The organism is Sulfitobacter sp. 1A15299 (assembly GCF_043556915.1).
Classification (GTDB): Bacteria; Pseudomonadota; Alphaproteobacteria; order Rhodobacterales; family Rhodobacteraceae; genus Sulfitobacter.
On sequence record NZ_JBIFFJ010000009.1, the window covers coordinates 45,450 to 66,987 of the forward strand.

Annotated in this window: 15 protein-coding genes and 1 tRNA gene; 9 read left to right on the top strand and 7 right to left on the bottom strand. The window is 65.0% G+C overall.

What is annotated here, in order from left to right:
- Nucleotides 1-73 precede the first annotated feature (73 nt).
- Nucleotides 74-1,297: an MFS transporter gene (locus ACGYK7_RS11370; RefSeq protein WP_394402307.1), complete on the top strand. Its 1,224-nt coding sequence runs from the start codon at nt 74-76 to the stop codon at nt 1,295-1,297.
- 70 nt (nt 1,298-1,367) lie between these two features.
- Nucleotides 1,368-3,080: a methionine--tRNA ligase gene (gene metG / locus ACGYK7_RS11375; RefSeq protein ID WP_394402310.1), complete on the top strand. Its 1,713-nt coding sequence runs from the start codon at nt 1,368-1,370 to the stop codon at nt 3,078-3,080.
- A 67-nt stretch (nt 3,081-3,147) separates the two neighbouring features.
- Here metG and ACGYK7_RS11380 read toward each other — a convergent pair whose 3' ends face one another.
- Nucleotides 3,148-3,864, bottom strand: a complete 717-nt coding sequence (locus ACGYK7_RS11380) for a PAS domain-containing protein (RefSeq protein WP_394402313.1) — start codon at nt 3,862-3,864, stop codon at nt 3,148-3,150.
- A gap of 188 nt (nt 3,865-4,052) precedes the next feature.
- On the opposite strand from ACGYK7_RS11380, the gene ACGYK7_RS11385 reads away from it, so the two are divergent.
- Nucleotides 4,053-5,594 (top strand): MHYT domain-containing protein, encoded by a 1,542-nt coding sequence (locus ACGYK7_RS11385; RefSeq protein ID WP_394402316.1) that lies wholly within the window; start codon nt 4,053-4,055, stop codon nt 5,592-5,594.
- A 13-nt stretch (nt 5,595-5,607) separates the two neighbouring features.
- Here the strand turns inward: ACGYK7_RS11385 and ACGYK7_RS11390 are convergent.
- Both ACGYK7_RS11390 and ACGYK7_RS11395 read right to left on the bottom strand, forming a co-directional pair.
- Nucleotides 5,608-5,694: transfer RNA gene (locus ACGYK7_RS11390), tRNA-Leu, on the bottom strand.
- 92 nt (nt 5,695-5,786) lie between these two features.
- Nucleotides 5,787-6,263, bottom strand: coding sequence for an Lrp/AsnC family transcriptional regulator (locus tag ACGYK7_RS11395; RefSeq protein ID WP_067267484.1), 477 nt, complete (start codon nt 6,261-6,263; stop codon nt 5,787-5,789).
- A gap of 106 nt (nt 6,264-6,369) precedes the next feature.
- On the opposite strand from ACGYK7_RS11395, the gene putA reads away from it, so the two are divergent.
- The 4 genes from putA (at nt 6,370) to ACGYK7_RS11415 (ending at nt 12,177) form a co-directional block, all read left to right on the top strand.
- On the top strand, nt 6,370-9,786 hold the full coding sequence (gene putA, locus ACGYK7_RS11400) for a bifunctional proline dehydrogenase/L-glutamate gamma-semialdehyde dehydrogenase PutA (protein WP_394402319.1): 3,417 nt from the start codon (nt 6,370-6,372) through the stop codon (nt 9,784-9,786).
- A gap of 27 nt (nt 9,787-9,813) precedes the next feature.
- Nucleotides 9,814-10,965, top strand: coding sequence for an amidohydrolase (locus ACGYK7_RS11405; protein WP_394402322.1), 1,152 nt, complete (start codon nt 9,814-9,816; stop codon nt 10,963-10,965).
- An 85-nt stretch (nt 10,966-11,050) separates the two neighbouring features.
- Nucleotides 11,051-11,794 carry a rhomboid family intramembrane serine protease gene (locus ACGYK7_RS11410; RefSeq protein WP_394402325.1) on the top strand — a complete coding sequence of 248 codons (744 nt, stop codon included), beginning with the start codon at nt 11,051-11,053 and terminating at the stop codon, nt 11,792-11,794.
- Complete coding sequence (locus ACGYK7_RS11415) at nt 11,791-12,177, top strand: GFA family protein (protein WP_394402328.1); 387 nt, start codon at nt 11,791-11,793, stop codon at nt 12,175-12,177. The genes ACGYK7_RS11410 and ACGYK7_RS11415 overlap by 4 nt, the downstream gene beginning before the upstream one ends.
- On the opposite strand, the gene ACGYK7_RS11420 is transcribed toward ACGYK7_RS11415, so the two are convergent.
- The 3 genes from ACGYK7_RS11420 to ACGYK7_RS11430 form a co-directional block, all read right to left on the bottom strand.
- Nucleotides 12,174-13,265, bottom strand: a complete 1,092-nt coding sequence (locus ACGYK7_RS11420; RefSeq protein WP_394402330.1) for a DUF2235 domain-containing protein — start codon at nt 13,263-13,265, stop codon at nt 12,174-12,176. The two genes, ACGYK7_RS11415 and ACGYK7_RS11420, sit on opposite strands and share 4 nt — an antisense overlap.
- A complete protein-coding gene (locus tag ACGYK7_RS11425) occupies nt 13,243-15,540 on the bottom strand; it encodes a xanthine dehydrogenase family protein molybdopterin-binding subunit (protein WP_394402332.1) in 2,298 nt (765 codons plus the stop codon). The genes ACGYK7_RS11420 and ACGYK7_RS11425 overlap by 23 nt, the downstream gene beginning before the upstream one ends.
- Before the next feature lie 70 nt (nt 15,541-15,610).
- The gene (locus ACGYK7_RS11430) at nt 15,611-16,771 is read right to left on the bottom strand and encodes a type III PLP-dependent enzyme (RefSeq protein ID WP_394402335.1); all 1,161 of its coding nucleotides are present in this window, start codon (nt 16,769-16,771) and stop codon (nt 15,611-15,613) included.
- A gap of 100 nt (nt 16,772-16,871) precedes the next feature.
- Here ACGYK7_RS11430 and ACGYK7_RS11435 point away from each other — a divergent pair, with 100 nt between their 5' ends.
- A complete protein-coding gene (locus ACGYK7_RS11435) occupies nt 16,872-17,312 on the top strand; it encodes an Lrp/AsnC family transcriptional regulator (protein WP_209219353.1) in 441 nt (146 codons plus the stop codon).
- 90 nt (nt 17,313-17,402) lie between these two features.
- A complete protein-coding gene (locus ACGYK7_RS11440; RefSeq protein WP_394402337.1) occupies nt 17,403-20,336 on the top strand; it encodes a valine--tRNA ligase in 2,934 nt (977 codons plus the stop codon).
- Nucleotides 20,337-20,740: 404 nt separating this feature from the next.
- On the opposite strand, the gene ACGYK7_RS11445 is transcribed toward ACGYK7_RS11440, so the two are convergent.
- The gene (locus ACGYK7_RS11445; protein ID WP_394402340.1) at nt 20,741-21,532 is read right to left on the bottom strand and encodes a crotonase/enoyl-CoA hydratase family protein; all 792 of its coding nucleotides are present in this window, start codon (nt 21,530-21,532) and stop codon (nt 20,741-20,743) included.
- Nucleotides 21,533-21,538 lie beyond the last annotated feature (6 nt).

The window sequence follows — 21,538 nt, forward strand, 5'->3', positions numbered from 1 at the left end:
AGCGCGCCGACAAAAGCGCAGCCCCGGCGCATTCGGCCTTTCGTTCGGGCAGCAATGGACGCAATCTGCGCCCATGCGCCTGCTCATTTCCTTCGCCGCCCTGTTCTTCTCGGTCATCCTTTTGCAACTCTCCACCGGGGGTGTGGGGCCAATCGACGTGCTGTCAGGCGCGCAGCTTGGGTTCAGCCGTCAGGAAATCGGTATGCTCGGCTCGGCGCATTTTTTGGGGTTCTTCATCGGCTGCTGGTGGGCGCCCCGGCTGATGGGCAGCGTCGGCCACAGCCGCGCTTTTGCCGCTTTCACCGCCGCCGGGTCGATCGGCCTGATGGCGCATATGATGGTCGTGGACCCCTATGCATGGGGGCTGATGCGGGTCGCCTCGGGCATGTGCGTGGCGGGCTGCTATACGGTGATCGAGGCATGGATGCAGGCCAAGGTCACCAATGAGACGCGCGGGCGCACCATGGGCATCTACCGGGTGGTGGACATGAGCGGCTCTCTCGCCGCGCAGTTGATCGTGGGCGTGCTCGCCCCGGCGTCATACGTCTCTTACAACCTGCTGGCCATCGGCTGCTGTGCCGCCCTCTTGCCGCTGACGCTGACCAAAGTCCGCCCGCCCGACACACCGAGCCAGCCGCGCCTGCGCCCCCGCCTTGCCTTTGACCGCTCGCCGCTGGCGGCGGCGGGGGTCATCGTGGCCGCCGTCTCAAGCGCGTCTTTCCGGATGGTCGGGCCGATCTACGGCCAAGAAGTCGGCCTCAGCGCGCCGCAGATCGCTTGGTTCCTTGCCGCCTTCGTGCTGGGCGGTGCGCTGGCGCAATATCCCATGGGGATGCTGGCCGATAAGTTCGACCGCCGCTGGGTTCTGATTTGGCTTTCGGTCGCTGCGATGGGCGGCTGTGCGGTCACCGTGATGGGCGCGGGCTATGGCACGGCGGGGATCATGCTCTCGGCCGGGCTCTTTGGCGCCACGACCTTTCCGATCTATTCGGTCTCTGCCGCCCATGCCCATGACTTTGCCAGTTCCGACGAACGGGTGGAGCTTTCCGCCGCCCTGATGTTCTTTTTCGCTCTGGGTGCTATCGGCGCGCCCTATCTCGCCTCGGTCCTGATCGACAATTTTGGCGCGGCGGCGCTATTCGCGATGATCGCGGCGGCGCATGGGGGGCTGGTGGTCTTTGGCCTTGCCCGGATGCGCGCGCGGCCCACCTTGGCCAAGCGGACGCCCTACGTCTACGCACCACGGACCAGCTTTCTCATCGGCCGGCTCTTAGGCCGCGCGCGGGACCGCGACTGACCGGTCCCGTCTTTTGCTGGAACTGGCGCAGCCCTTGCGATAAGGCTGCGCCAAGCACGGGAATATAGATATGACACGCCACCTCATCACCTCCGCCATCCCCTATATCAACGGGATCAAACATCTGGGTAACCTCGTGGGCAGCCAGCTGCCTGCGGACCTCTACGCGCGCTACCTGCGGGGCCGGGGGCAGGATGTTCTGTTCCTCTGCGCCACGGACGAGCACGGCACCCCCGCCGAGCTTGCCGCCGCGAAAGCGGGCAAACCGGTCGATGAATATTGCGCCGAGATGTATGAAACACAGGCCCGTATCGCCGAAGGCTTCGGCCTGTCCTTCGATCACTTTGGCCGCTCCTCCTCTCCGCAGAACCGCAAGCTCACCCAGCATTTTGCCGGTGCCTTGGCGGATCAGGGGCTGATCGAGGAAGTCTCCCAACGGCAGATTTACTCGCCGACCGACGGGCGTTTCCTGCCCGACCGCTATGTCGAGGGCACCTGCCCCAACTGCGGGTTCGAGGATGCGCGCGGCGATCAATGCGACAATTGCACCAAGCAGCTTGACCCCGAAGATCTGATCAACCCGCGCTCGACCATCTCGGGCGCTACTGATCTGGAGATGCGCGAGACCAAACACCTGTTTTTGAAGCAAAGCCAACTCAAGGACGAACTCGACGCCTGGATCGACAGCAAGACCGATTGGCCCGTGCTGACCACCTCCATCGCCAAGAAATGGCTGCATGACGGCGACGGGCTACAAGATCGCGGCATCACCCGCGACCTGAGTTGGGGCGTGCCGGTGAAACGCGGCGATCAGGACTGGCCGGGGATGGAAGGCAAGGTCTTCTACGTCTGGTTCGACGCCCCCATCGAATACATCGCCTGCGCGCAGGAATGGGTCGATGCGGGCAAGGGCACCGATTGGGAAAGCTGGTGGCGCACCGACAAAGGCGCCGAAGACGTGCGCTATACCCAGTTCATGGGCAAGGACAATGTCCCCTTCCACACCCTGAGCTTCCCCGCCACAATCAAGGGGTCCGGCGAGCCGTGGAAGCTGGTGGATTACATCAAGTCCTTCAATTACCTCAATTATGACGGCGGTCAGTTCTCCACCTCGCGCGGGCGCGGCGTCTTCATGGATCAGGCGTTGGAAATCCTACCGGCGGATTACTGGCGCTGGTGGCTCCTAAGCCACGCGCCCGAGACCTCGGATGCCGAATTCACTTGGGAAAATTTCCAAGCCTCGGTGAACAAGGACTTGGCCGACGTGCTGGGCAATTTCGTCAGCCGGATCACCAAGTTCTGCCGCTCCAAATTCGGCGAAGCGGTGCCCGAGGCCGGTGAATACGGCGAGGCGGAACAGGCGCTTATCGAAGACATCACCGCCCGCGTCGCCCGTTACGAGACGCTGATGGAGGCGATGGAGGTTCGCAAATCCGCCGCCGAACTGCGCGGCATCTGGGCCGCGGGCAACGAATATCTGCAGGCCCAAGCGCCTTGGACCACCTTCAAAACCGACCCCGACCGCGCGGCGGCGCAGGTGCGGCTGGCGTTGAACCTGATCCCGCTCTATGCCGTGCTTTCCGCACCCTTCATCCCCACGGCCTCGGCCTCGATGCTGGCGGCGATGAAGGTCGACGACATGCCGTGGCCCGACGATGTGCCCACGGCCTTGGGCAAGCTTGCCCCCGGCCACGGCTTTGAAGTGCCCGAGGTGCTTTTTGCCAAGATCAGCGATGAGGACCGCGAAAGCTGGGCCGAACGCTTCGCCGGTAAGCGCGACTGATCAGAAATGTAGGAACGGCGGCGCGCGGTCATGCGCCGCTGTTTCGTTCTACGGCAGAAGCGCTCGGCTAACCGCCCCGCGCCCGCTTTACGTCTGGCACCGCGCGCACCGGTCCCACGCCATTCGCCGCCGCCTCCACACCCCGAAACCGGACGCCATGCCCCCGCCCCTCGGGATCCCGCGCCGCGGTGAGCCATCCGTGGACAATCCGGGCCGTCTCCTCCCCCGGGTGCATCTGAAAGCCGCCCTGCGGCGTCTGCCCCGCAAGCGCCTGCGCCCAAAGCGTGTCGATCTCTGCCCCATCGCAAAGCCGCGGCCCGAACAGTTCGCCGATATGCTGCCCGATCAGACAATCCCCCAGCCCATAGGTAACCCCGCAGGCCGCCTCATTGGCGTGGCAAACGCGCCCATCGGGGGAAAAAACCACCTCGATTTCGACCATATCGGCTTTGACGGGGGACAGGATGGCGTCACCCGCCGCCCCCTTCCCGCCCGCGGGGCCAAGAGAGGGCACAAGCGCCCCGCGAAGCCCCGCCTTGGGCGGCCCGCCATCTAGGTTCTGCCTAAACATGCGCCGCTCTGCCGCGAATACGATGGAGATGAGCGGAAGTTGCCCCGAGGTAAGCCTGCCCTCATGGCGGGCGGTATCTTCCCCGGACAGGCGCGCCATCTCACGCCATTTGCCACGCCCAAAAACGCGACGCAGCGGTGCAAAGTTCAGCATCCGCGCACCATAGCCACGCAGGCGAAAAGCCTTTTGCTGCAGATGGTTGAGCCATCTCACACCCTTCCCAAATCCCGCCATACGTCTGTATCTGCCTCATCCTGTCCCACTGCCGACTTGGCGCAGGATTAGTGGCAAGGTCTTACGACCGAGTTAAAAAATGTAGGCACAGTGTGAACTTGCGAGAGCCTTATTTTGGCCCTATTCCGACAGCTATTAACCAAGTGTTAATATTAGATAGGATAAAGATGTTCCGGGTCGCCCATACAATTCACCACGATCACGACCTCGGACTTGTGCTGCTTGCAGCGCTGCTTTGTATCTTCGGCAGTTGGGTGGTGTCGCGGCTTTATAAGCATGTGCTTGAACAACCCCGCCCACAGGCGCTGATCTGGTGCTATCTGACTGCGATGACGGCGGGGGTGACGATCTGGTGCACCCATTTCATCGCGATCCTTGCCTATCAGCTCGACGCGCCGGCGACCTTCCATTTCACGCTCACCTTCCTGTCGCTGATCATCGCCATCGTCGGCTCGATCCTGGGTGTCGTCATCGCGGGGCTGCTCAAATCCCGGCGGGCCACGGTTCTGGGCGGGACGATCTTTGGATTGGCGATTTCGGCCATGCATTATACCGGCATGGTCGCCTATCGCGTGCAGGGCGCAATCCATTGGGACATGGGCTATCTGACCGCCTCCGTCATCATCGCGGTCGTGCTTGCGACCCTCGCGCTTGCCGCGGCGAGCCGTGGGAGCAAGGGCAGCGTGCTATGGATGACGGCGCTTTTGGCGCTGGCGATCATCCTGCTCCATTTCACCGGCATGGCCGCCTTTCAGGTCACCCCGCTGGCCGCGCAGCCGCTTTACGTCAATCCGGTCGAGTACAAGTTGATCGCGCTGATCATCGCCGGGACCGCCGCCATCATCGCGCTGGCCGCGCTCTTTAGCTATGTGGTCGAAAACCGCACCCGCAACGAAAGCGTCGAGGAACTGCGTCAGGCCCGCGATGCCGCCGAAAGCGCCAGCCGGGCAAAGTCGGAATTCATGAGCGTGCTGAGCCACGAATTGCGCACCCCGCTGACCATCGTGATCGGCTACGCCAGTTTCATGTCGGAACTCAAACGCCACAACCTTGCCAAGCTCGGCCCGGATGAGAAACCGCAGTCCGAACATTTCACCAAGATGGGCGATCAGGCGGAACTCTACGGCCAGCGCATCAAATTCGCGGGCGGACAATTGTTGAACATTATCAACGATATCCTCGACTATACGAATATGGAGTTGAACGACCTCGCGCTCGACAAGACCGCCTTCGAGACCCGCGCGCTTTTGGAAGAGGTCGTCGAAGCGCACCACGGTTCTGCGCATGACAAGACCGCCACGCTGCATATCGACACCCCACCGCTAACCGTCACCGCCGACCGCCGCCGCAGCCTCCAATTGCTGGGCCATATCGTCGGCAACGCGCTGAAATTCTCCAAGGCGCGGGACATCTACCTGCGCGCCCGCCCGCAGGCGGGCGGGTTCGTTTTCGAGGTCGAGGACAATGGCGTCGGCATCGCCGCGCAGGATCTCGACCGCATTTTCGAGGCTTTCACCCAGATCGAAGACGCCGATGACCGCGCCGAAGGCGGCACCGGGCTGGGCCTCGCGATCTGCAAGAAGCTGGCCCTCGCCCATGGCGGTGACATCACGGTCAAAAGCACGCTCGGTCAGGGCACGACCTTTACCGTCTTCATCCCCGGGGCCACGCAAGTGGTAGCGCCTGCGACGCTGGCGAAAGCAAGCTAAGTCTTTGAAAAGATGGTGCGGGCGGTGGGACTCGAACCCACACGGGGCTACGCCCCAACAGATTTTAAGTCTGGTATGTCTACCATTCCATCACGCCCGCATCGGGGCGCACAATAAGCATCACGCGGGCGGTGTAAATGGGCGAATGGCCCTAGCCTCAAGGTTCAGGGGCTAAGGTTCAGGGGCGACGGTTTAGGCCGTATCGGCGAGCATGGTTTCCTTCACCGCCTCCATCGCAACATAGGTCGAGGTGCTGGCCACATGCGGCAGGGTTGAGATGACCTCCCCCAGAAAGCGGCGATATTCCGACATGTTCCGCGTGCGCACCTTGATCAGATAGTCGAAATGGCTCGCGATCATATGGGCCTGTTCGATCTCTGGCACCTTCGCGACGGCGAGGTTGAAGGCCCGCAAGGCCGCCTCGCGTGTGTCATTCAGGCGCACCTCGACAAAGGCGACATGATCCAGCCCCAGCCGGATCGGGTCCAACAAGGCGCGATAGCCGAGGATCACGCCGCTTTCCTCCAACCGGCGCAGCCGCGCTTGGGTGGGGGATTTCGACAGGCCGATGCGTCGGGCGAGATCGGTGATGCTGATGCGCCCATCCTCGGCCAACACCGAAAGAATCGCACTGTCAAACCGGTCCAGATTGAAAAGCTCATTTGACATGCCGCACCCTCTTCTTCAGTCATAACGACTAACGTGACACCTACATTAAGTCGATTAGCCTTCTCAACATGCGGTATTCTGGTCCAAACATCAACTGGAGCTTGCCATGGCCCTCGATCACGCCCCCGCCCTTCGCCAAACCATCGACGCGCGCACCTATGCCGAGCCTGACGCGCTGCTGACCGAACTTAAAGCGCAGGCCGATCTGTCGCCCGAGGACCGCGCCAAGATCACCGACGATGCGGCGGGTTTGGTGCGTGACATCCGGGGCACCTCGGCCCCCGGCATGATGGAGGTCTTCCTCGCCGAATATGGCCTCAGCACCGAAGAGGGCGTGGCGCTCATGTGCCTGGCCGAGGCGCTGTTGCGCGTGCCGGATGCCGAGACCATCGACGCGCTGATTGAGGACAAGATCGCACCTTCCGATTGGGGCCGCCACATGGGGCATTCGACCTCGAGTCTCGTCAACGCTTCCACATGGGCGCTGATGCTGACGGGCCGCGTGCTCGACGACGACCAGCCCGGCCCGGTGCGCCACCTGCGCGCGGCGATCAAACGTCTGGGGGAGCCGGTGATCCGCACCGCCGTCAGCCGCGCCATGCGTGAGATGGGCCGGCAGTTCGTGCTGGGCGAGGACATTCAGGCGGCGATGAAACGCGCCCGCGGCATGGAAAAGAAGGGCTTCACCTACAGCTACGACATGCTGGGCGAAGCCGCGCGGACGGAGGCGGATGCGAAACGCTATCACCTCAGCTACTCCCGCGCGATCTCGGCCATCGCCGATGCCTGCACCCATGACGACATCCGCAAGAACCCGGGCATCTCGGTCAAGCTTTCGGCCCTGCACCCGCGCTACGAGTTGGCGCAGGAGGAGGCCGTGATGCGCGATCTGGTGCCGCGCCTGCGGGCGCTGGCGCTTCTGGCGAAATCGGCCGGCATGGGGCTCAACATCGACGCCGAGGAGGCCGACCGCCTCGCGCTCTCGCTTGAGGTCATCGACACGGTGATGGGCGAGCCCGCCTTGGCCGGTTGGGACGGTTTCGGCGTGGTCGTGCAGGCCTATGGCCCGCGCGCCGGGGTGGTGATCGACACGCTTTACGACATGGCACAGCGCCACGACCGCCGCATCATGGTGCGGCTGGTCAAGGGCGCCTATTGGGACACCGAGATCAAGCGCGCGCAGGTCGAGGGGATCGACGGCTTCCCGGTCTTCACCCGCAAGGCCGCAACGGATGTGAGCTACATCGCCAATGCCCGCAAACTTCTGGGCATGACCGACCGCATCTATCCGCAGTTCGCCACCCATAACGCCCATACCGTCGCCGCCGTGCTGCATATGGCCGACGACCCCGAGGCTTACGAGTTCCAGCGCCTGCACGGCATGGGCGAGACGCTGCATGACATCGTCAAGCGCAAGCACGGCACCCGCTGCCGCATCTACGCGCCCGTCGGCGCGCACCGCGATCTGCTGGCCTATCTCGTCCGGCGTCTTTTGGAAAACGGCGCGAACTCCAGCTTCGTGAACCAGATCGTCGACGAGGATGTCCCGCCCGAGGTCGTGGCCGCCGATCCCTTCGACCAGTTGAACGACAACGCCCCGACGATCCCGAAAGGGCCAGAGGTGTTCCAACCGCAGCGCGCCAATGCGCGGGGCTTCGATCTGGCCCACACCCCGACCCTCGCCGCCATCGAGGAGGCTCGCGCCCCCTTCGCGGACACCACTTGGGAAGCCGCACCGCTGCTGGCGGGCGAAGCTGCGCCCGAGGCTGCCCAAACCGTCGCCAACCCCACCGGCGGCACCTCGCCCGGGACCGTGTGCCCTGCCTCCAAGGCCGATGTGGCCACCGCGCTCGACAACGCCGCCCCTTGGGACGCGCCTCTTGACGCACGACGCGCCACACTTCTGCGCGCCGCCGACATGTTCGAGGACCGCTATGGCGAGATCTTTGCCATCCTCGCCCGCGAAGCCGGCAAGCAACTGCCCGATTGCGTCGCCGAGCTGCGCGAGGCGGTGGATTTCCTGCGCTACTACGCCGGTCAGGCCACCAACGAGCCGCCCGCGGGCATCTTCACCTGCATCTCGCCGTGGAACTTCCCGCTGGCGATCTTCTGCGGGCAGGTCACCGCGGCGCTGGCGGCGGGCAACGCGGTGCTCGCCAAACCGGCCGAGCAGACCCCGCTGATCGCCCATCTGGCCGTCAAGGTGCTGCACGAGGCCGGTGTGCCGCGCGCGGCGCTGCAACTGCTGCCGGGCGGCGGCGAGGTGGGTGCGGCGCTCACCGGTGACGCCCGCGTGAACGGCGTGGCCTTCACCGGCTCTACCGCGACCGCCCTGCGCATCCGCGCCAACATGGCCGAGCACTGCGCCCCCGGCACGCCCCTGATTGCCGAGACCGGCGGCTTGAACGCAATGATCGTCGACAGCACCGCCCTGCCCGAACAAGCCGTGCAAGCCATCGTCGAAAGCGCCTTTCAGTCCGCAGGCCAGCGCTGCTCGGCGGTGCGCTGCCTCTACGTGCAGGAGGACATTGCCGAAGACCTGATCACCATGCTCAAGGGCGCGATGCAGGCGCTGCGCGTGGGCGATCCGTGGCACCTGTCGACCGATGTCGGCCCGGTGATCGACGCGGCCGCGCGCCAGACCATTGTCGAGCACATTGAGGCCGCCCGCGCCGAAGGCCGTCTGATCGCCGAGTTGAAAGCGCCCGAAGGCGGCTGCTTCGTCGGCCCCGCGATCCTGCGGGTGGACAGCATTGCCGACATGAAGCGTGAGATCTTCGGCCCGGTGCTGCATGTGGCGACCTTCAAGAGCCATGAGCTTGACGCCGTGATCGACGCGATCAACGCCACCGGCTACGGGCTTACCTTCGGCCTTCACACGCGGATCGACGACCGGGTGCAGCATGTCTCGGAGCGGATCGAGGCGGGCAACATCTACGTGAACCGCAACCAGATCGGCGCCATCGTCGGCAGCCAGCCCTTTGGTGGCGAGGGGCTCTCGGGCACCGGGCCGAAGGCGGGTGGGCCGAACTATCTGCCCCGCTTCGCGGCGCCCGACCATCAGGAGGCCGCGGGCACATGGGACAACGCGCAGCAAAGCCTGCCCGACCTCCCCGCGCATCCCTCCACCGTGCTTGAAACCCAGTCGATGCCCGGGCCGACCGGCGAGAGCAACCGCCTCTCCACTCTGCCCCGCCCCGCGCTTCTCTGCATGGGACCGGGGGCCGAGGCGGCCACGGCGCAGGCCAAGGCCGTGCGCGCCCTCGGCGGTGTCGCGGTCGAGGCCGCAGGCCGGATCGACCCCGAAGCGCTCACCACCGGCCCGGCCTATGGCGGCGTGCTCTGGTGGGGCGATGAGGAGACGGCGCGGCAGATCGACAAGGCGCTGGCGGCCCGCGAGGGGGCGATCATCCCGCTGCTGCGCGGCAAGCCCGACACCGCGCGCGTGCGCGCCGAGCGGCATGTCTGTGTTGACACCACCGCCTCGGGCGGCAATGCACAGCTCTTGGGGATGATGGCCTGAACGGGCCGCACAATTAGGGGGAGCGCCATGCTGACGAACCGCGATATCGAAGAGTTGACGCAGTTTCGCCGGGCGCTCCACCAATATCCCGAGGTTTCGGGCGAGGAGGTCGAGACCGCCCGGACCATCGCGGCGGAGTTGGAGAAACTTGCCCCTACCCGCATCCTCACCGGTCTTGGCGGACATGGAGTTGCGGCGGTTTTCGACAGCGGCATCCCCGGCCCTACGGTGCTCTTCCGCGCGGAACTCGACGCCCTGCCGATCCCCGAGGAGCACGACATTCCTTGGGTCTCTAAGGTGCCGGGCAAGTCCCACGTCTGTGGCCACGACGGCCATATGACCATGCTCTTGGCGCTCGGTCGGATGATCGCGCGCCGCCCCGTTGCGAAAGGCCGTGTGGTGCTGATGTTCCAGCCCGCCGAAGAGGACGGCAGCGGCGCGCGGGCGGTGGTGAACGACCCTACCTATGCCGAGATTGCCGCCGATTACGCCTTTGCCATTCACGTCGAGCCGGGCCGCCCCTTTGGCCATGTCGACACCGCGCCCGCGCTGATCAACTGCGCCTCAAAAGGCATCTCCGTCACCCTGCACGGCAAGACCGCCCATGCCGCCAGCCCCGAAGACGGCACCTCCCCCGCCCTTGCACTGGCCGAGTTGATCCCGGTGCTGCAGGCGCTCGGCCCCGGCGGGCCGCTTAACGATGACTTCCGTCTCATCACCCTCACCCATCTGCGCATGGGCGAGCCGACCTTTGGCGTCGCCCCGGGCGAAGCCGCGCTTTACGCCACCCTGCGCAGCACCCGCGACGCGGCGCTGGCCGAGATCGAAGCGACCCTGCGCGCCGAAGTCGCCCGCGTGACCGAGGCCCATGGCCTGACGGCAGCTTTCGCAGAATCCGACCATTTCGCCGCCTCCATCAACCACCCCGAAGCTTACGCGATCGCCGCCGCGGCGATGGACGCGCTCGGTGTGTCGCATGGGCAGAAAAACCTACCGATGCGCGCCTCCGAGGATTTCGGCCTGTTCGGGCGCGATGCCAAGGCCGCGATGCTCTGCCTCGGCCCCGGCGAGGGCTATGCCGCCCTGCACAATCCCGATTACGATTTTCCCGATGATCTGATCCCCGTAGGTGCCGGTATTTTTGAGCGGATCGCGCGGGATTTGCTCGGTTCTGCTTGACAGAAGCCCCCGCGGGCGCAGCTAAGGTCATGACGACCCCCCGCGCCGCTTGACGCTGCGGACGACTTGGCAAAGGCTGGCCCGCATGTTCCCGATCCGTGATCACAACCCCTCGGGCCGAACGCCCTTCGTCACCTATGGGCTGATGGCGCTCAACATCGGGGTGTTCCTGTCGTCCCTGTCGCTGATGGCGGATGAGCGCGCCTTGGCCGAATTTTACTACAGCTACGCCCTGCTGCCCGCGCGGCTGAGCCATGGGGAGGGGTATTTCGGCCTCATAACCTCGCAATTCCTGCATGGTGGCTGGATGCATCTGGCGGGTAACATGCTGTTTTTATGGATATTCGGCGACAATGTCGAGGATGAGATGGGCCATGGGCGCTATTTGCTGTTCTACCTTGCCTGTGGCGTCGCCGCCGGGCTGGGCCAAGTCGTGACAGAGCCGCTGTCATGGGTGCCCATGGTCGGCGCCTCAGGCGCGATCGCGGGGGTGATGGGGGGCTACCTGCTGCTTTTTCCGCGCGCCAAGGTCGATATTCTGGTGATCTTCATCGTGTTCTTCCGCATCTTCGCGATCCCGGCGTGGATCATGTTGGGCCTGTGGTTCGCCATGCAGTTCATCGGCGGGATCGGCGCCACGCCGGGCAGCGGCGGGGTGGCCTATTGGGCCCATGCGGGCGGGTTCATCGCGGGGCTGTTGCTGACCCTGCCGCTCTGGCTGCGGCGGGGCGGTTTCGCCTTTTGGCGGCAGACCCACGGCCTTCCGCCCCATGCCGCCGCCGATTATGACCTGAGCGAAAGCCGCATTCCGAAAGTGAGACGCAGATGACCGAAACCTCCGAAACCCGCCGCGCCTCTTGCCACTGTGGGGCCGTGGTGATCGAGGCGCTGTTCCCGCGTGGTCTGGCCTCGGCCGCGCGCTGCACCTGTTCCTTTTGCCGCCGCCGCGCTGCCGCCACCGCAACGGCACTGGCCGAGACGGTGACCGTGTTGAAAGGGACCGGGAACCTCACGCTCTACACTTGGGGCACCCATACCGCGCAGCACTATTTCTGTAAGACCTGTGGCATCTATACCCACCACCGCCGCCGCTCGAACCCTGAGGAATGCGGTGTGAACCTTGGTGCGATCGAAGGGGTCTTGCCTTGGGAGATGGAGCCGCTGCCCTATAGCGATGGCATCAACCACCCTTCGGACCGCGACCCCGGTTAAAGACTGGAGATCACGCCCTGCATCCGGGCCAGCAGCCCCGGTTGCGGCGCGGCTTGTTCGCGGCGCTGGTCCACGCTTTCATGCAGCCGCTCGGACGGATCCGCGCCCACCAGCCGGCGGCGGCGGGTCACCAGCATCTTGCCATAGCCGCGCCAACGCCCGATGGAGGGGGCAGCGGGGTCTTGATCGAACCGCGTGGCCCAGCCTGCGGGCAGTGGCAGGCCGCTTTCCTCCATCCGCGACAGCAGCCAGACCAGCGGGATATTGGCCAAGGGGCGCGCGGCCTCATGCCCGCCCAACTGGCCGCCCACGTCGCCATGGGTGCCGGGGAACCAGACCTGCTCAAGCCGCCCGTCATAGCCCTCGGGCGTGGTCCATAGCACCGGGGCATAGGCGACGCGGGTCTCGTTCAGGGCCAGCGCCTGAAAGCCGTTCTTCACGTTGCGGCTCAGGTCGTGGTTGTGGAACATATGCAGCGGCTGCGAGAACCGCCAGAACAGCGGCGCGTTGAGGCCCAGCGATTTGACCGTATCCCAAACGCCAATCGCCTCGATTTCGACCTCGGGGTGGCAATTGGCGCGGGCAAAGAGTTCGCCCGCCTTGCTCAGGTGATGCGCCTCGTAATGGCGGTAGACATCGCGGATGTTACGCTCTGTCGCCACCTCGGCACGCAGAAGCCCCACCCGGTCGATCACCCCGGCGAGGGAGCGCACCGCATAGCCGCCGCGCGAATAGCCCATCAGGAAAATCCGATCTCCGGGCCGGTAGCGCGAGGCGAGATAGCCATAGGCGCGGCGGATTTGCCGGTTGATCCCACGGCCCAAGATCACATCCCGAGCGCTGCGCCAATCGCGCCATTGCAGTCCCGGCTCGTAATAGATCGACAGGGCGCTGCCCATCTCGCGGCAAAGGCCATAGGCAATGCCCGCGTTGGTCTCGCGCCCCAGATCGAGCGAAGACATGGTCCCATCGAGGATGATGACATGGGTCACCGCCCCCCGGCGCGGGCCGAAATCGCTTTCAGGCCGCCGCCAGAACCGCCCGAAAAGCCGTTGGAACAGGGTTTTACTCGGCTGCGATTGCGGCACCTTGCAGCATCTCCCAGACCCGGTGCGGGGTGAACGGCATATCCGCCTGCCGCACGCCGCGTTCCCACAGGGCATCCTGCACCGCATTCGACACCGCCGCCAAGGCGCCGACGGTGCCCGCCTCCCCGCAGCCCTTCATGCCCATGGCATTGGCGGTTGAGGGGACTGGTTCGGATGTGAAAGAGATCATCGGCAGGTCGGCGGCGCGGGGCATGGCGTAGTCCATAAAGGTGGCGGTCAGAAGCTGGCCGTCCTCATCATAGACCACCCGCTCCTGCACCGCTTGGCCGATGCCCTGCGCCACCCCGCCATGGACCTGCCCTTCGGCCAGCATCGGGTTGATCAGATTACCGAAATCATCGACCACCGTGTATCGGTCGAGCGTCACCACCCCGGTCTCGGGGTCGATCACCACCTCGGCCACATGCGCCCCGTTGGGATAGCTGCGCCCCGGCAGGCTGGCGCGTTCGTGATGGCTCAGCAGATCATCCCGCCCCTTGGCGCGGGCCATTTCGGCCACCTCCAGCATGGTCGGGCTGATGTTCGACCCTTCCGCGCGAAAACGTTCGTCGTCAAAGGTGATATCCGCGGCGGCGACGCCCAACTCTTCGGCCAGAAAGCCGGTGAAGACTTCGGTGATCTTCGCCACAGTCGCCAAGGTCGCCGTGTTCTGCGTGGTGACCGAGCGCGAGCCGCCGGTGCCGCCGCCTTTCTTGATCAGATCGCTGTCGCCCTGCACCACGTCGATCCGCTCGGCGGGGATTCCGGTCTGGTCCGAGAGGAACTGCGCATAGACCGTCTCATGCCCCTGCCCATTGCTTTGGGTGCCGACATAGATCGTCACCCGGCCATCGCCCTCGAAAACCACCTTGGCCCCTTCGGAGGGATCGCCCAGAATGCTTTCGATATAGTAACACAGCCCCTGCCCGCGCAGCAGGCCGCGCTTGGCATCTTCCGCCCGGCGCGCGGCGAAACCATCGCGGTCGGCCTCCTGCCCCACACGGGCCAGCAGCCGCGCGAAATCGCCCACGTCGTAAAGCTCGCCCGTCGCGGTGGTATAGGGAAATTGCTCTGGCTTGATGAAGTTGATCCGCCGCAACTCCCATGGATCGACGCCCAACTCTCGCGCGGCACGGTCCATTAGCCGCTCCAGCACATAGATCGCCTCGGGCCGCCCGGCCCCGCGATAGGCGTCGACCTGCACGGTGTTGGTGTAGAACCCTTCGACATGCAAATAGGTGTCTTGCACGTCATAGACGCCCATCAAGACCTTTGAGAAGAGCTGCGACTGGATCGGCTGGCCGAACTGGCTGTTATAGGCCCCAAGGTTGCAGCGCGTGTCGACGCGGTAGGCGGTGATCTTATGGTTTTCGTCAAAGGCGAACTCGGCCCACGACACCAGATCACGCCCGCCGTTGTCGGTAAGCATGGCTTCGGTCCGCTCCGACATCCAGCGCACCGGACGGCCCAGCGCCCGCGCGGCTTGGGCAACGCAGAAATACTCCGGGTAGGTCATCGCCTTCATGCCGAAACCGCCGCCGACATCGGGATTGGTCACGCGTACCGCGTCCTCTGGCAGGCCAAAGGCTTTGGTCAGAAACCCCTTATGCGCCCAAACGCCCTGCCCGCCCAGTGCCACATGCAAACGGCCCTTGGTCCATTCGGCATAGCAGCCCCGTGGCTCCATCGAATTGACGATGATCCGGTTATCCCCAACCTCGAGCTTGACGCGATGGGCGGCCCTGGCAAAAGCCGCGGCGACCTTGGCCTCGTCACCCATATGCCAGTCAAAGGCGCGGTTGTCGGGGGCCTCAGCGTGCAGGGTCTCACCGCCCGGGGCAATGTCCATCTTGGCGGGCAGATCGTCGGCATCGAACAAGATCATCTCCGCCGCGTCGCGGGCCTGTTGCAAGCTCTCGGCCACCACCAGCGCCACCGGCTCGCCCACATAACGCACGCGGTCCTTGGCCAGCATCGGGCGGAGCGGCGCCGCCCCTTTGCTGCCATCGCGGTTGTCGACGACCGTATGCGGCAGGGCGATATTCAGTCCCGCCGCTTCCAGATCGGCGCAGGTCAGCACCAGATGCACGCCATCCGCCGCGCGGGCATCATCTACGTCCAACTCGGTAATCACCCCATGAGCCACCGGCGCGCGGAAAAAGACGCCATGCAACGCCTCGCTGGGGGCGATATCATCGACATAGCGGCCTGCACCGGTCAGAAAGCGGTGGTCTTCCACCCGTTTGACAGGCTGGCTTTTCCCAAACTTTTCCATCTGACGCCGCCCCTGCTGCCCTGCCTCTTTCAGCGCAACAGTAACGGGCGCGCCGCCAGTGTCCAGAGGCTCAGGCCGCCTTGCGGGTAAGCGCGCCTTCAAGGTTTGAGACCAGCGTCACCCCTGCCAACCCATAGCCGTTAAAGGCGGTCGACATGGCGATAGAATAGGCTCCCATGCCCCCGAACAGGAGGTAATCCCCGGTCTGTGCATCCTCAGGCAGTGGCAGGCCATCGGGCAGACGGTCCAGCGAATCGCAGGTCGGTCCGAAGACCACGCGCGGCTTGGCTGCCCCCTGACGCCGCGTGCCATCGGGGCCGATCACATCGACCAATCCCGAAAGACCCATATCGCGCAGATCGGGCAGCCCGCCATAGATGCCGTCGTTGAGAAAGACGGTGCGCCCGTCATTGCGCATCCCCTTGATGCGGGTGGCCAGCACGGCGGCATCGGCCACCATCGCCCGGCCCGGCTCACAAAGCAGCACAGGGGCATCCGCGCCAAAACTCTCATCCAGCGCCGCATTGACGGCGGCGAAGACGGCCCGGTGGTCTGGCGCATCAAATCCACGGTCCACCGCAAAGCCCCCGCCGATGTTCAACCGGTCAATCGAGACATCGGCCATGCGCAGAATATCCGCCGCTGCATGGACATATTGCACCCAAGCCTGCGGATCGTTGCACTGCGTGCCGGGGTGGAAACACATCGACGGTGTGAACCCCATCTCGACCACCGCGCGCAACAGCGCCGCTGCCTCTTCAGGGGCCGCGCCGAATTTCGAGCCGAAGTCATAGGCCGCGCCCTTCACCGGCAAGGCAAAGCGCACCGCCACCTCATTGTCGCGCGGCACATCGCGCAACTTGGCCAATTCCGACATATCGTCGACCGACCAGCTATAGACCCCCGCCGCGATCCCGGCCTCCACCTCGGAAGCCGAGCGCACGGGGTTGTTGTAATGCAGCACGGCCTCCGGGCAGACCGCCCGCACTGCAGCCATCTCTACCGGAGAGGCGACATCGAAGGTGGTGATCCCCGCCGCGACAAGGTTCGACAGTACCTCCGCCCGGTCGTTGGCCTTGACCGCATAGGTCACCAGCCCGTCGAAATCCGCTTGAAACCGCCGCGCGGTCGCTTGCAGCACCGATGGGGCCAGAAACAACACCGGCTTATCGGGGCTGTGTTTGGCCAGATAGGCGGCAGGGCTATTGGAAAGGGGGGCGATATGCTGCATGGGAGCCTCTTCACTGCTTTTCTCCAATAAAGCGCGAATTTCGGTCGATTCATCGTGTCATACCGCCTAAAGTGACGCAAACTTTGGGCATAGTGACGACGTGACAGCACAACTTGACGATACCGACCGCGCTTTGATCGCGGCGCTGCAATCCAACGCCCGCCAGCCGGTGGCCGATCTGGCGCGCGGCCTCGGCCTTGCCCGCACCACCGTGCAGGCCCGGCTGGAACGGCTGGAACGCTGCGGTGCCATCCTTGGCTATACGCTGCGTTTGGGGGAAGCCGCCCGCGCGCCGCTGCATGCTACCGCTCTGGTCAATATCGAGCTGCGCGCCGGCCCCGCAGTTTTGGCGCGGCTGCGCAGCCTGCCGGCGGTGCAGGTGGTGCATACCACCTCCGGCCGCTTTGACCTGCTCGTGCAGATCGCGGCCCAGACCACGCAGGAGTTGGACGAGACCCTCGACCGCATCGGCGAGACGCGCGGCGTCAAGGGCAGCGAGAGCCTGATCCACCTGAGCACCAAGATCGACCGCAGCGGCTAAGCCCTGCCCCCGTGCCGCAAGCCCCGGTCAGGGGTCTTTCCCTTACCGCGCCAGAGCGCTAAACGGGGCGCAACAAAAGGGATCATGACCATGGCACTCGAAAAGACCTTCAACGCCGCCGAGGCGGAAAGCCGCATCTACGCCGATTGGGAGACCAAGGGCGCGTTCAAAGCGGGCGCGAATGCGCAGCGGGACGCGCATTTTTCCGTGATGATCCCGCCGCCCAATGTCACCGGCTCGCTGCACATGGGCCATGCCTTCAACAACACGCTGCAGGACATCCTCGTGCGCTGGCACCGGATGCAGGGGTTCGACACGCTCTGGCAGCCGGGTCAGGACCACGCGGGCATCGCCACGCAGATGGTGGTGGAGCGCGAATTGGCCGCCAGTGGCCAGCCCGGCCGTCGCGAGCTGGGCCGCGAAGCTTTCACCGCCAAGGTTTGGGAGCAGAAGCAGAAATCCGGCGGCACGATCATCGATCAGCTGCGCCGTCTGGGTGCCTCCTGCGACTGGTCGCGCAACGCCTTCACCATGTCCGGCGCCCCCGGCGCACCCGAGGGTGAAGAGGGCAATTTCCACGACGCCGTGATCAAGGTCTTCGTGGACATGTACAACAAGGGGCTGATCTACCGCGGCAAGCGGCTGGTCAACTGGGACCCGCATTTCGAGACCGCGATCTCCGACCTCGAGGTCGAGAGCACCGAGGTCGACGGCCACATGTGGCATTTCAAATACCCACTGGCGGGGGGCGAGACCTACACTTATGTCGAGCGGGACGAGGACGGCACCGTGCTCTTCGAAGAGACCCGCGACTATATCTCCATCGCCACAACCCGCCCCGAAACCATGCTGGGCGACGGGGCGGTGGCGGTTCATCCATCGGATGAACGTTACGCCTCAATCGTCGGGAAACTCTGCGAAATCCCGGTTGGCCCGAAGGCGCAGCGCCGCCTTATCCCGATCATCACCGATGAATACCCGGACAAGAACTTCGGCTCCGGTGCTGTGAAAATCACCGGTGCGCATGACTTCAACGACTATGGTGTGGCCAAGCGCAACAACATCCCGCTCTACGCGCTGATGGACACGCAAGGGCGCATGCGCGCCGATGGTCTGCCCTACGATCAGGCCGCCGCCCGCGCGCAGGCCATCGCCGAGGGCTCCGAAGCCGCCCCCGAGGACGCCACCGAGATCAACCTCGTGCCCGACGCCTACCGCGGCCTCGACCGTTTCGAAGCGCGCAAGCGCGTGGTCGAGGACGTGACAGCCGAAGGCCTTGCCGTGATGACCGAGGCCACCGATCCCCGCCTTGGCCGCGCCGCCAAGAAAGCCCCCGTCGAGCCCGGCGAGGGCGGCGAGATGCGCACCGAGGAGGAGAACCTCGTGCCGCTCGTAGAGGCCAAGAAGATCATGCAGCCCTTCGGCGACCGCTCCAAGGTGGTGATCGAGCCGATGCTGACCGACCAGTGGTTCGTCGCCACCGACAAGATCGTGCAGCCCGCCATCGACGCCGTGCGCTCGGGCGAGGTGACGATCCTGCCCGAACAGGACCGCAAGGTGTATTTCCACTGGCTGGAGAACATCGAGCCGTGGTGCATCTCGCGCCAGCTTTGGTGGGGGCACCAGATCCCGGTGTGGTTCGATGACGAGGGCAACGAATATTGCGCGCCCAGTGAGGCCGAGGCGCAGGCCATGGCGCCCGGCAAGACCCTGCGCCGCGATCCGGACGTGCTCGACACGTGGTTCTCCTCGGGCCTCTGGCCCATCGGCACGCTGGGTTGGCCCGAGCAGACGGCGGAGCTGGAAAAGTACTTCCCCACCTCCGTGCTGGTGACCGGCTTTGACATCATCTTCTTCTGGGTCGCCCGGATGATGATGATGCAATATGCTGTGGTCGATCAGAAACCCTTCGACACCGTCTATGTCCACGCGCTGGTGCGCGACGAGAAGGGCAAGAAGATGTCGAAGTCGCTGGGCAATGTGCTCGACCCGCTGGAGCTGATCGACGAATACGGCGCTGACGCGGTGCGTTTCACCCTAACCTCGATGGCGGCGATGGGGCGCGACCTGAAGCTCTCGACGCAGCGCATCGCGGGCTACCGCAACTTCGGCACCAAGCTCTGGAACGCACATCGCTTTGCCGAGATGAACGGCGTCTTCGACGCGATGCCAGCCGCGCAGCCGCAGCCCACCGCCACGCTGAACAAGTGGATCGTGGGCGAGACCGCGCGGGTGCGCGAGGAGGTCGACGCAGCCCTCGGCAACTTCCGGTTCAACGACGCGGCCAATGCGCTTTATGCCTTCGTCTGGGGCAAAGTTTGCGACTGGTACGTGGAGCTGTCCAAGCCGCTGTTGCAGGACGACGCGCCCGAGGCCGAAGAGACCCGCGCCACCATGGCTTGGGTGCTGGAGCAATGCCTGATCCTGTTGCACCCCATCATGCCCTTCATCACCGAGGAGTTGTGGCAGACCACCGCCAAACGCGACGAACTGCTCGGCCTGACCGACTGGCCCGACTACACCACCGCCGATCTGCTGGATGCGGACGCGGACCGCGAGCTGAACTGGGTGATCGGCCTGATCGAGAGCATCCGTTCGGCCCGCCAGCAGATGCATGTGCCCGCGGGGCTGAAGGTGCCGATGCTGGTGACCGAGATGGATGCCGCTGCCCAGGGGGCCTGGGACCGCAACGAGGTGATGATAAAACGTCTGGCCCGGGTCGAGAGCCTCGAGCGGAGCGAGAGCTTCCCGAAAGGCACCGTCTCGATCGCCGCGCCGGGGGCGAGCTTCGGCCTGCCGCTCGCGGGGCTCATTGACATCGACGCCGAGAAGGCGCGTCTGCAAAAGTCGCTCGACAAGCTCGGCAAGGAGATTGGTGGGCTGAAAGGGCGTCTCAACAACCCTAAGTTCGCGGCCTCCGCGCCGGAAGAGGTGGTGGCCGAGGCGCAGGCCAATCTGGATGCACGCCAGGAAGAGGCGGACCAGTTGCAGGCGGCGCTGGACCGCTTGGCCGAACTGGCCTGAGGCGGGGGGCGGAGCCGGGCAGCGCCAGACCGCGGGATGGCGCTCCTTACGCCACAGTTAGGCAGTTAATTTCTGCCGCGCTTGCGCCGGGTCCTCAGGACGGGACTTCGCTTGCAAAAGCGCCAGCCCCGGGGGCGGTCTGGCGCTGCCCGGCGGCCTGCGGCCTTGACTCCGGGCTGTTGCGCTGGTCGCGAGCGAAGCGCAAGCCGGGGAGGGCCAGACCGCGGGATGGCTCATCTGACGCGCCAGTTGGGCAATTAATCTTTGCCGCGCTTACGCCAAGCTCACAGGACAGCACTTCGATTGCAAAAGCGCCAGCCCGTTCGGGCGGTCTGGCGCTGCCCGGCGGCCTGCGGCCTTGATTCCGGGCTGTTTCGTTCAACGTGACCGGTTCCCAAGCCGTCCTACTTGAACACCGCGGGCCGTTTGCCGAACTCCGCTGCGATCACCTCCATCTGCTCGGGCTTGCCCAACAGCGCCGCCTGCTCGCGCGATTCAGCCAAGAGCACATCCGCATCCGACGCCCCCGTCTCCGCATATCCGATCAACCGCTTGGCCGTGCGGATCGCATTCGGCCCCTTGCCCGCGATCACCTGCGCCAATTCCAGCGCTGCCGCCTGCGGGTCTTCGGCGATCTCGGTCACCAGCCCCCAACGCTCCGCCTGCGCGGCATCCGCCGGCGCGGCAGTATAGGTCAGCCGGCGCAACACGTCCGAGCGCACCAGCCGCGGCAGCAGCACCATACCGCCCATATCCGGCACGATGCCCCATTTCATCTCCATCACTGCAAGCTTCGTATCCGGCGCGGCAATCCGAATATCCGCCCCAAGCGCCAGCTGCATCCCGGCACCATAGACCACCCCATGCAGCGCAGCGATGACCGGGATTTCCAAACGGTGCCAAACCATCGACACCTCTTGCCATTTGTTCGTCGTGCCCGCGCCATGGCTGCGGGGCATGATCAACGCCTCGACATCCTGCCCCAGCATCCCCGAGAGCCCGCCAATATCAATGCCCGCGCAAAAGCCTTTGCCCTCGCCCGAGAGCAGCACCACGCGGGCGTCCGAAGCCGCCACCTCCTGCCCTGCCGCGATGATCGCCTCGATCATTTCGTCATCCACCGCGTTCATCTTGTCTGCGCGGGTGAGGGTCACATGGGCGATATGGTCTTCGATCCGAGTGCTGACGCGGGGCATGGCTGT

What these genes read in the sequence shown, in the direction of transcription:
- ACGYK7_RS11405 (WP_394402322.1), top strand. Translation starts at nt 9,814, where the DNA reads ATGCTGACGAACCGCGATATCGAAGAGTTGACGCAGTTTCGCCGGGCG.
- ACGYK7_RS11425 (WP_394402332.1), bottom strand. Translation starts at nt 15,540, where the DNA reads ATGGAAAAGTTTGGGAAAAGCCAGCCTGTCAAACGGGTGGAAGACCAC.
- ACGYK7_RS11415 (WP_394402328.1), top strand. Translation starts at nt 11,791, where the DNA reads ATGACCGAAACCTCCGAAACCCGCCGCGCCTCTTGCCACTGTGGGGCC.
- ACGYK7_RS11370 (WP_394402307.1), top strand. Translation starts at nt 74, where the DNA reads ATGCGCCTGCTCATTTCCTTCGCCGCCCTGTTCTTCTCGGTCATCCTT.
- ACGYK7_RS11385 (WP_394402316.1), top strand. Translation starts at nt 4,053, where the DNA reads ATGTTCCGGGTCGCCCATACAATTCACCACGATCACGACCTCGGACTT.
- ACGYK7_RS11445 (WP_394402340.1), bottom strand. Translation starts at nt 21,532, where the DNA reads ATGCCCCGCGTCAGCACTCGGATCGAAGACCATATCGCCCATGTGACC.
- ACGYK7_RS11395 (WP_067267484.1), bottom strand. Translation starts at nt 6,263, where the DNA reads ATGTCAAATGAGCTTTTCAATCTGGACCGGTTTGACAGTGCGATTCTT.
- ACGYK7_RS11440 (WP_394402337.1), top strand. Translation starts at nt 17,403, where the DNA reads ATGGCACTCGAAAAGACCTTCAACGCCGCCGAGGCGGAAAGCCGCATC.
- ACGYK7_RS11410 (WP_394402325.1), top strand. Translation starts at nt 11,051, where the DNA reads ATGTTCCCGATCCGTGATCACAACCCCTCGGGCCGAACGCCCTTCGTC.
- putA (WP_394402319.1), top strand. Translation starts at nt 6,370, where the DNA reads ATGGCCCTCGATCACGCCCCCGCCCTTCGCCAAACCATCGACGCGCGC.
- metG (WP_394402310.1), top strand. Translation starts at nt 1,368, where the DNA reads ATGACACGCCACCTCATCACCTCCGCCATCCCCTATATCAACGGGATC.
- ACGYK7_RS11430 (WP_394402335.1), bottom strand. Translation starts at nt 16,771, where the DNA reads ATGCAGCATATCGCCCCCCTTTCCAATAGCCCTGCCGCCTATCTGGCC.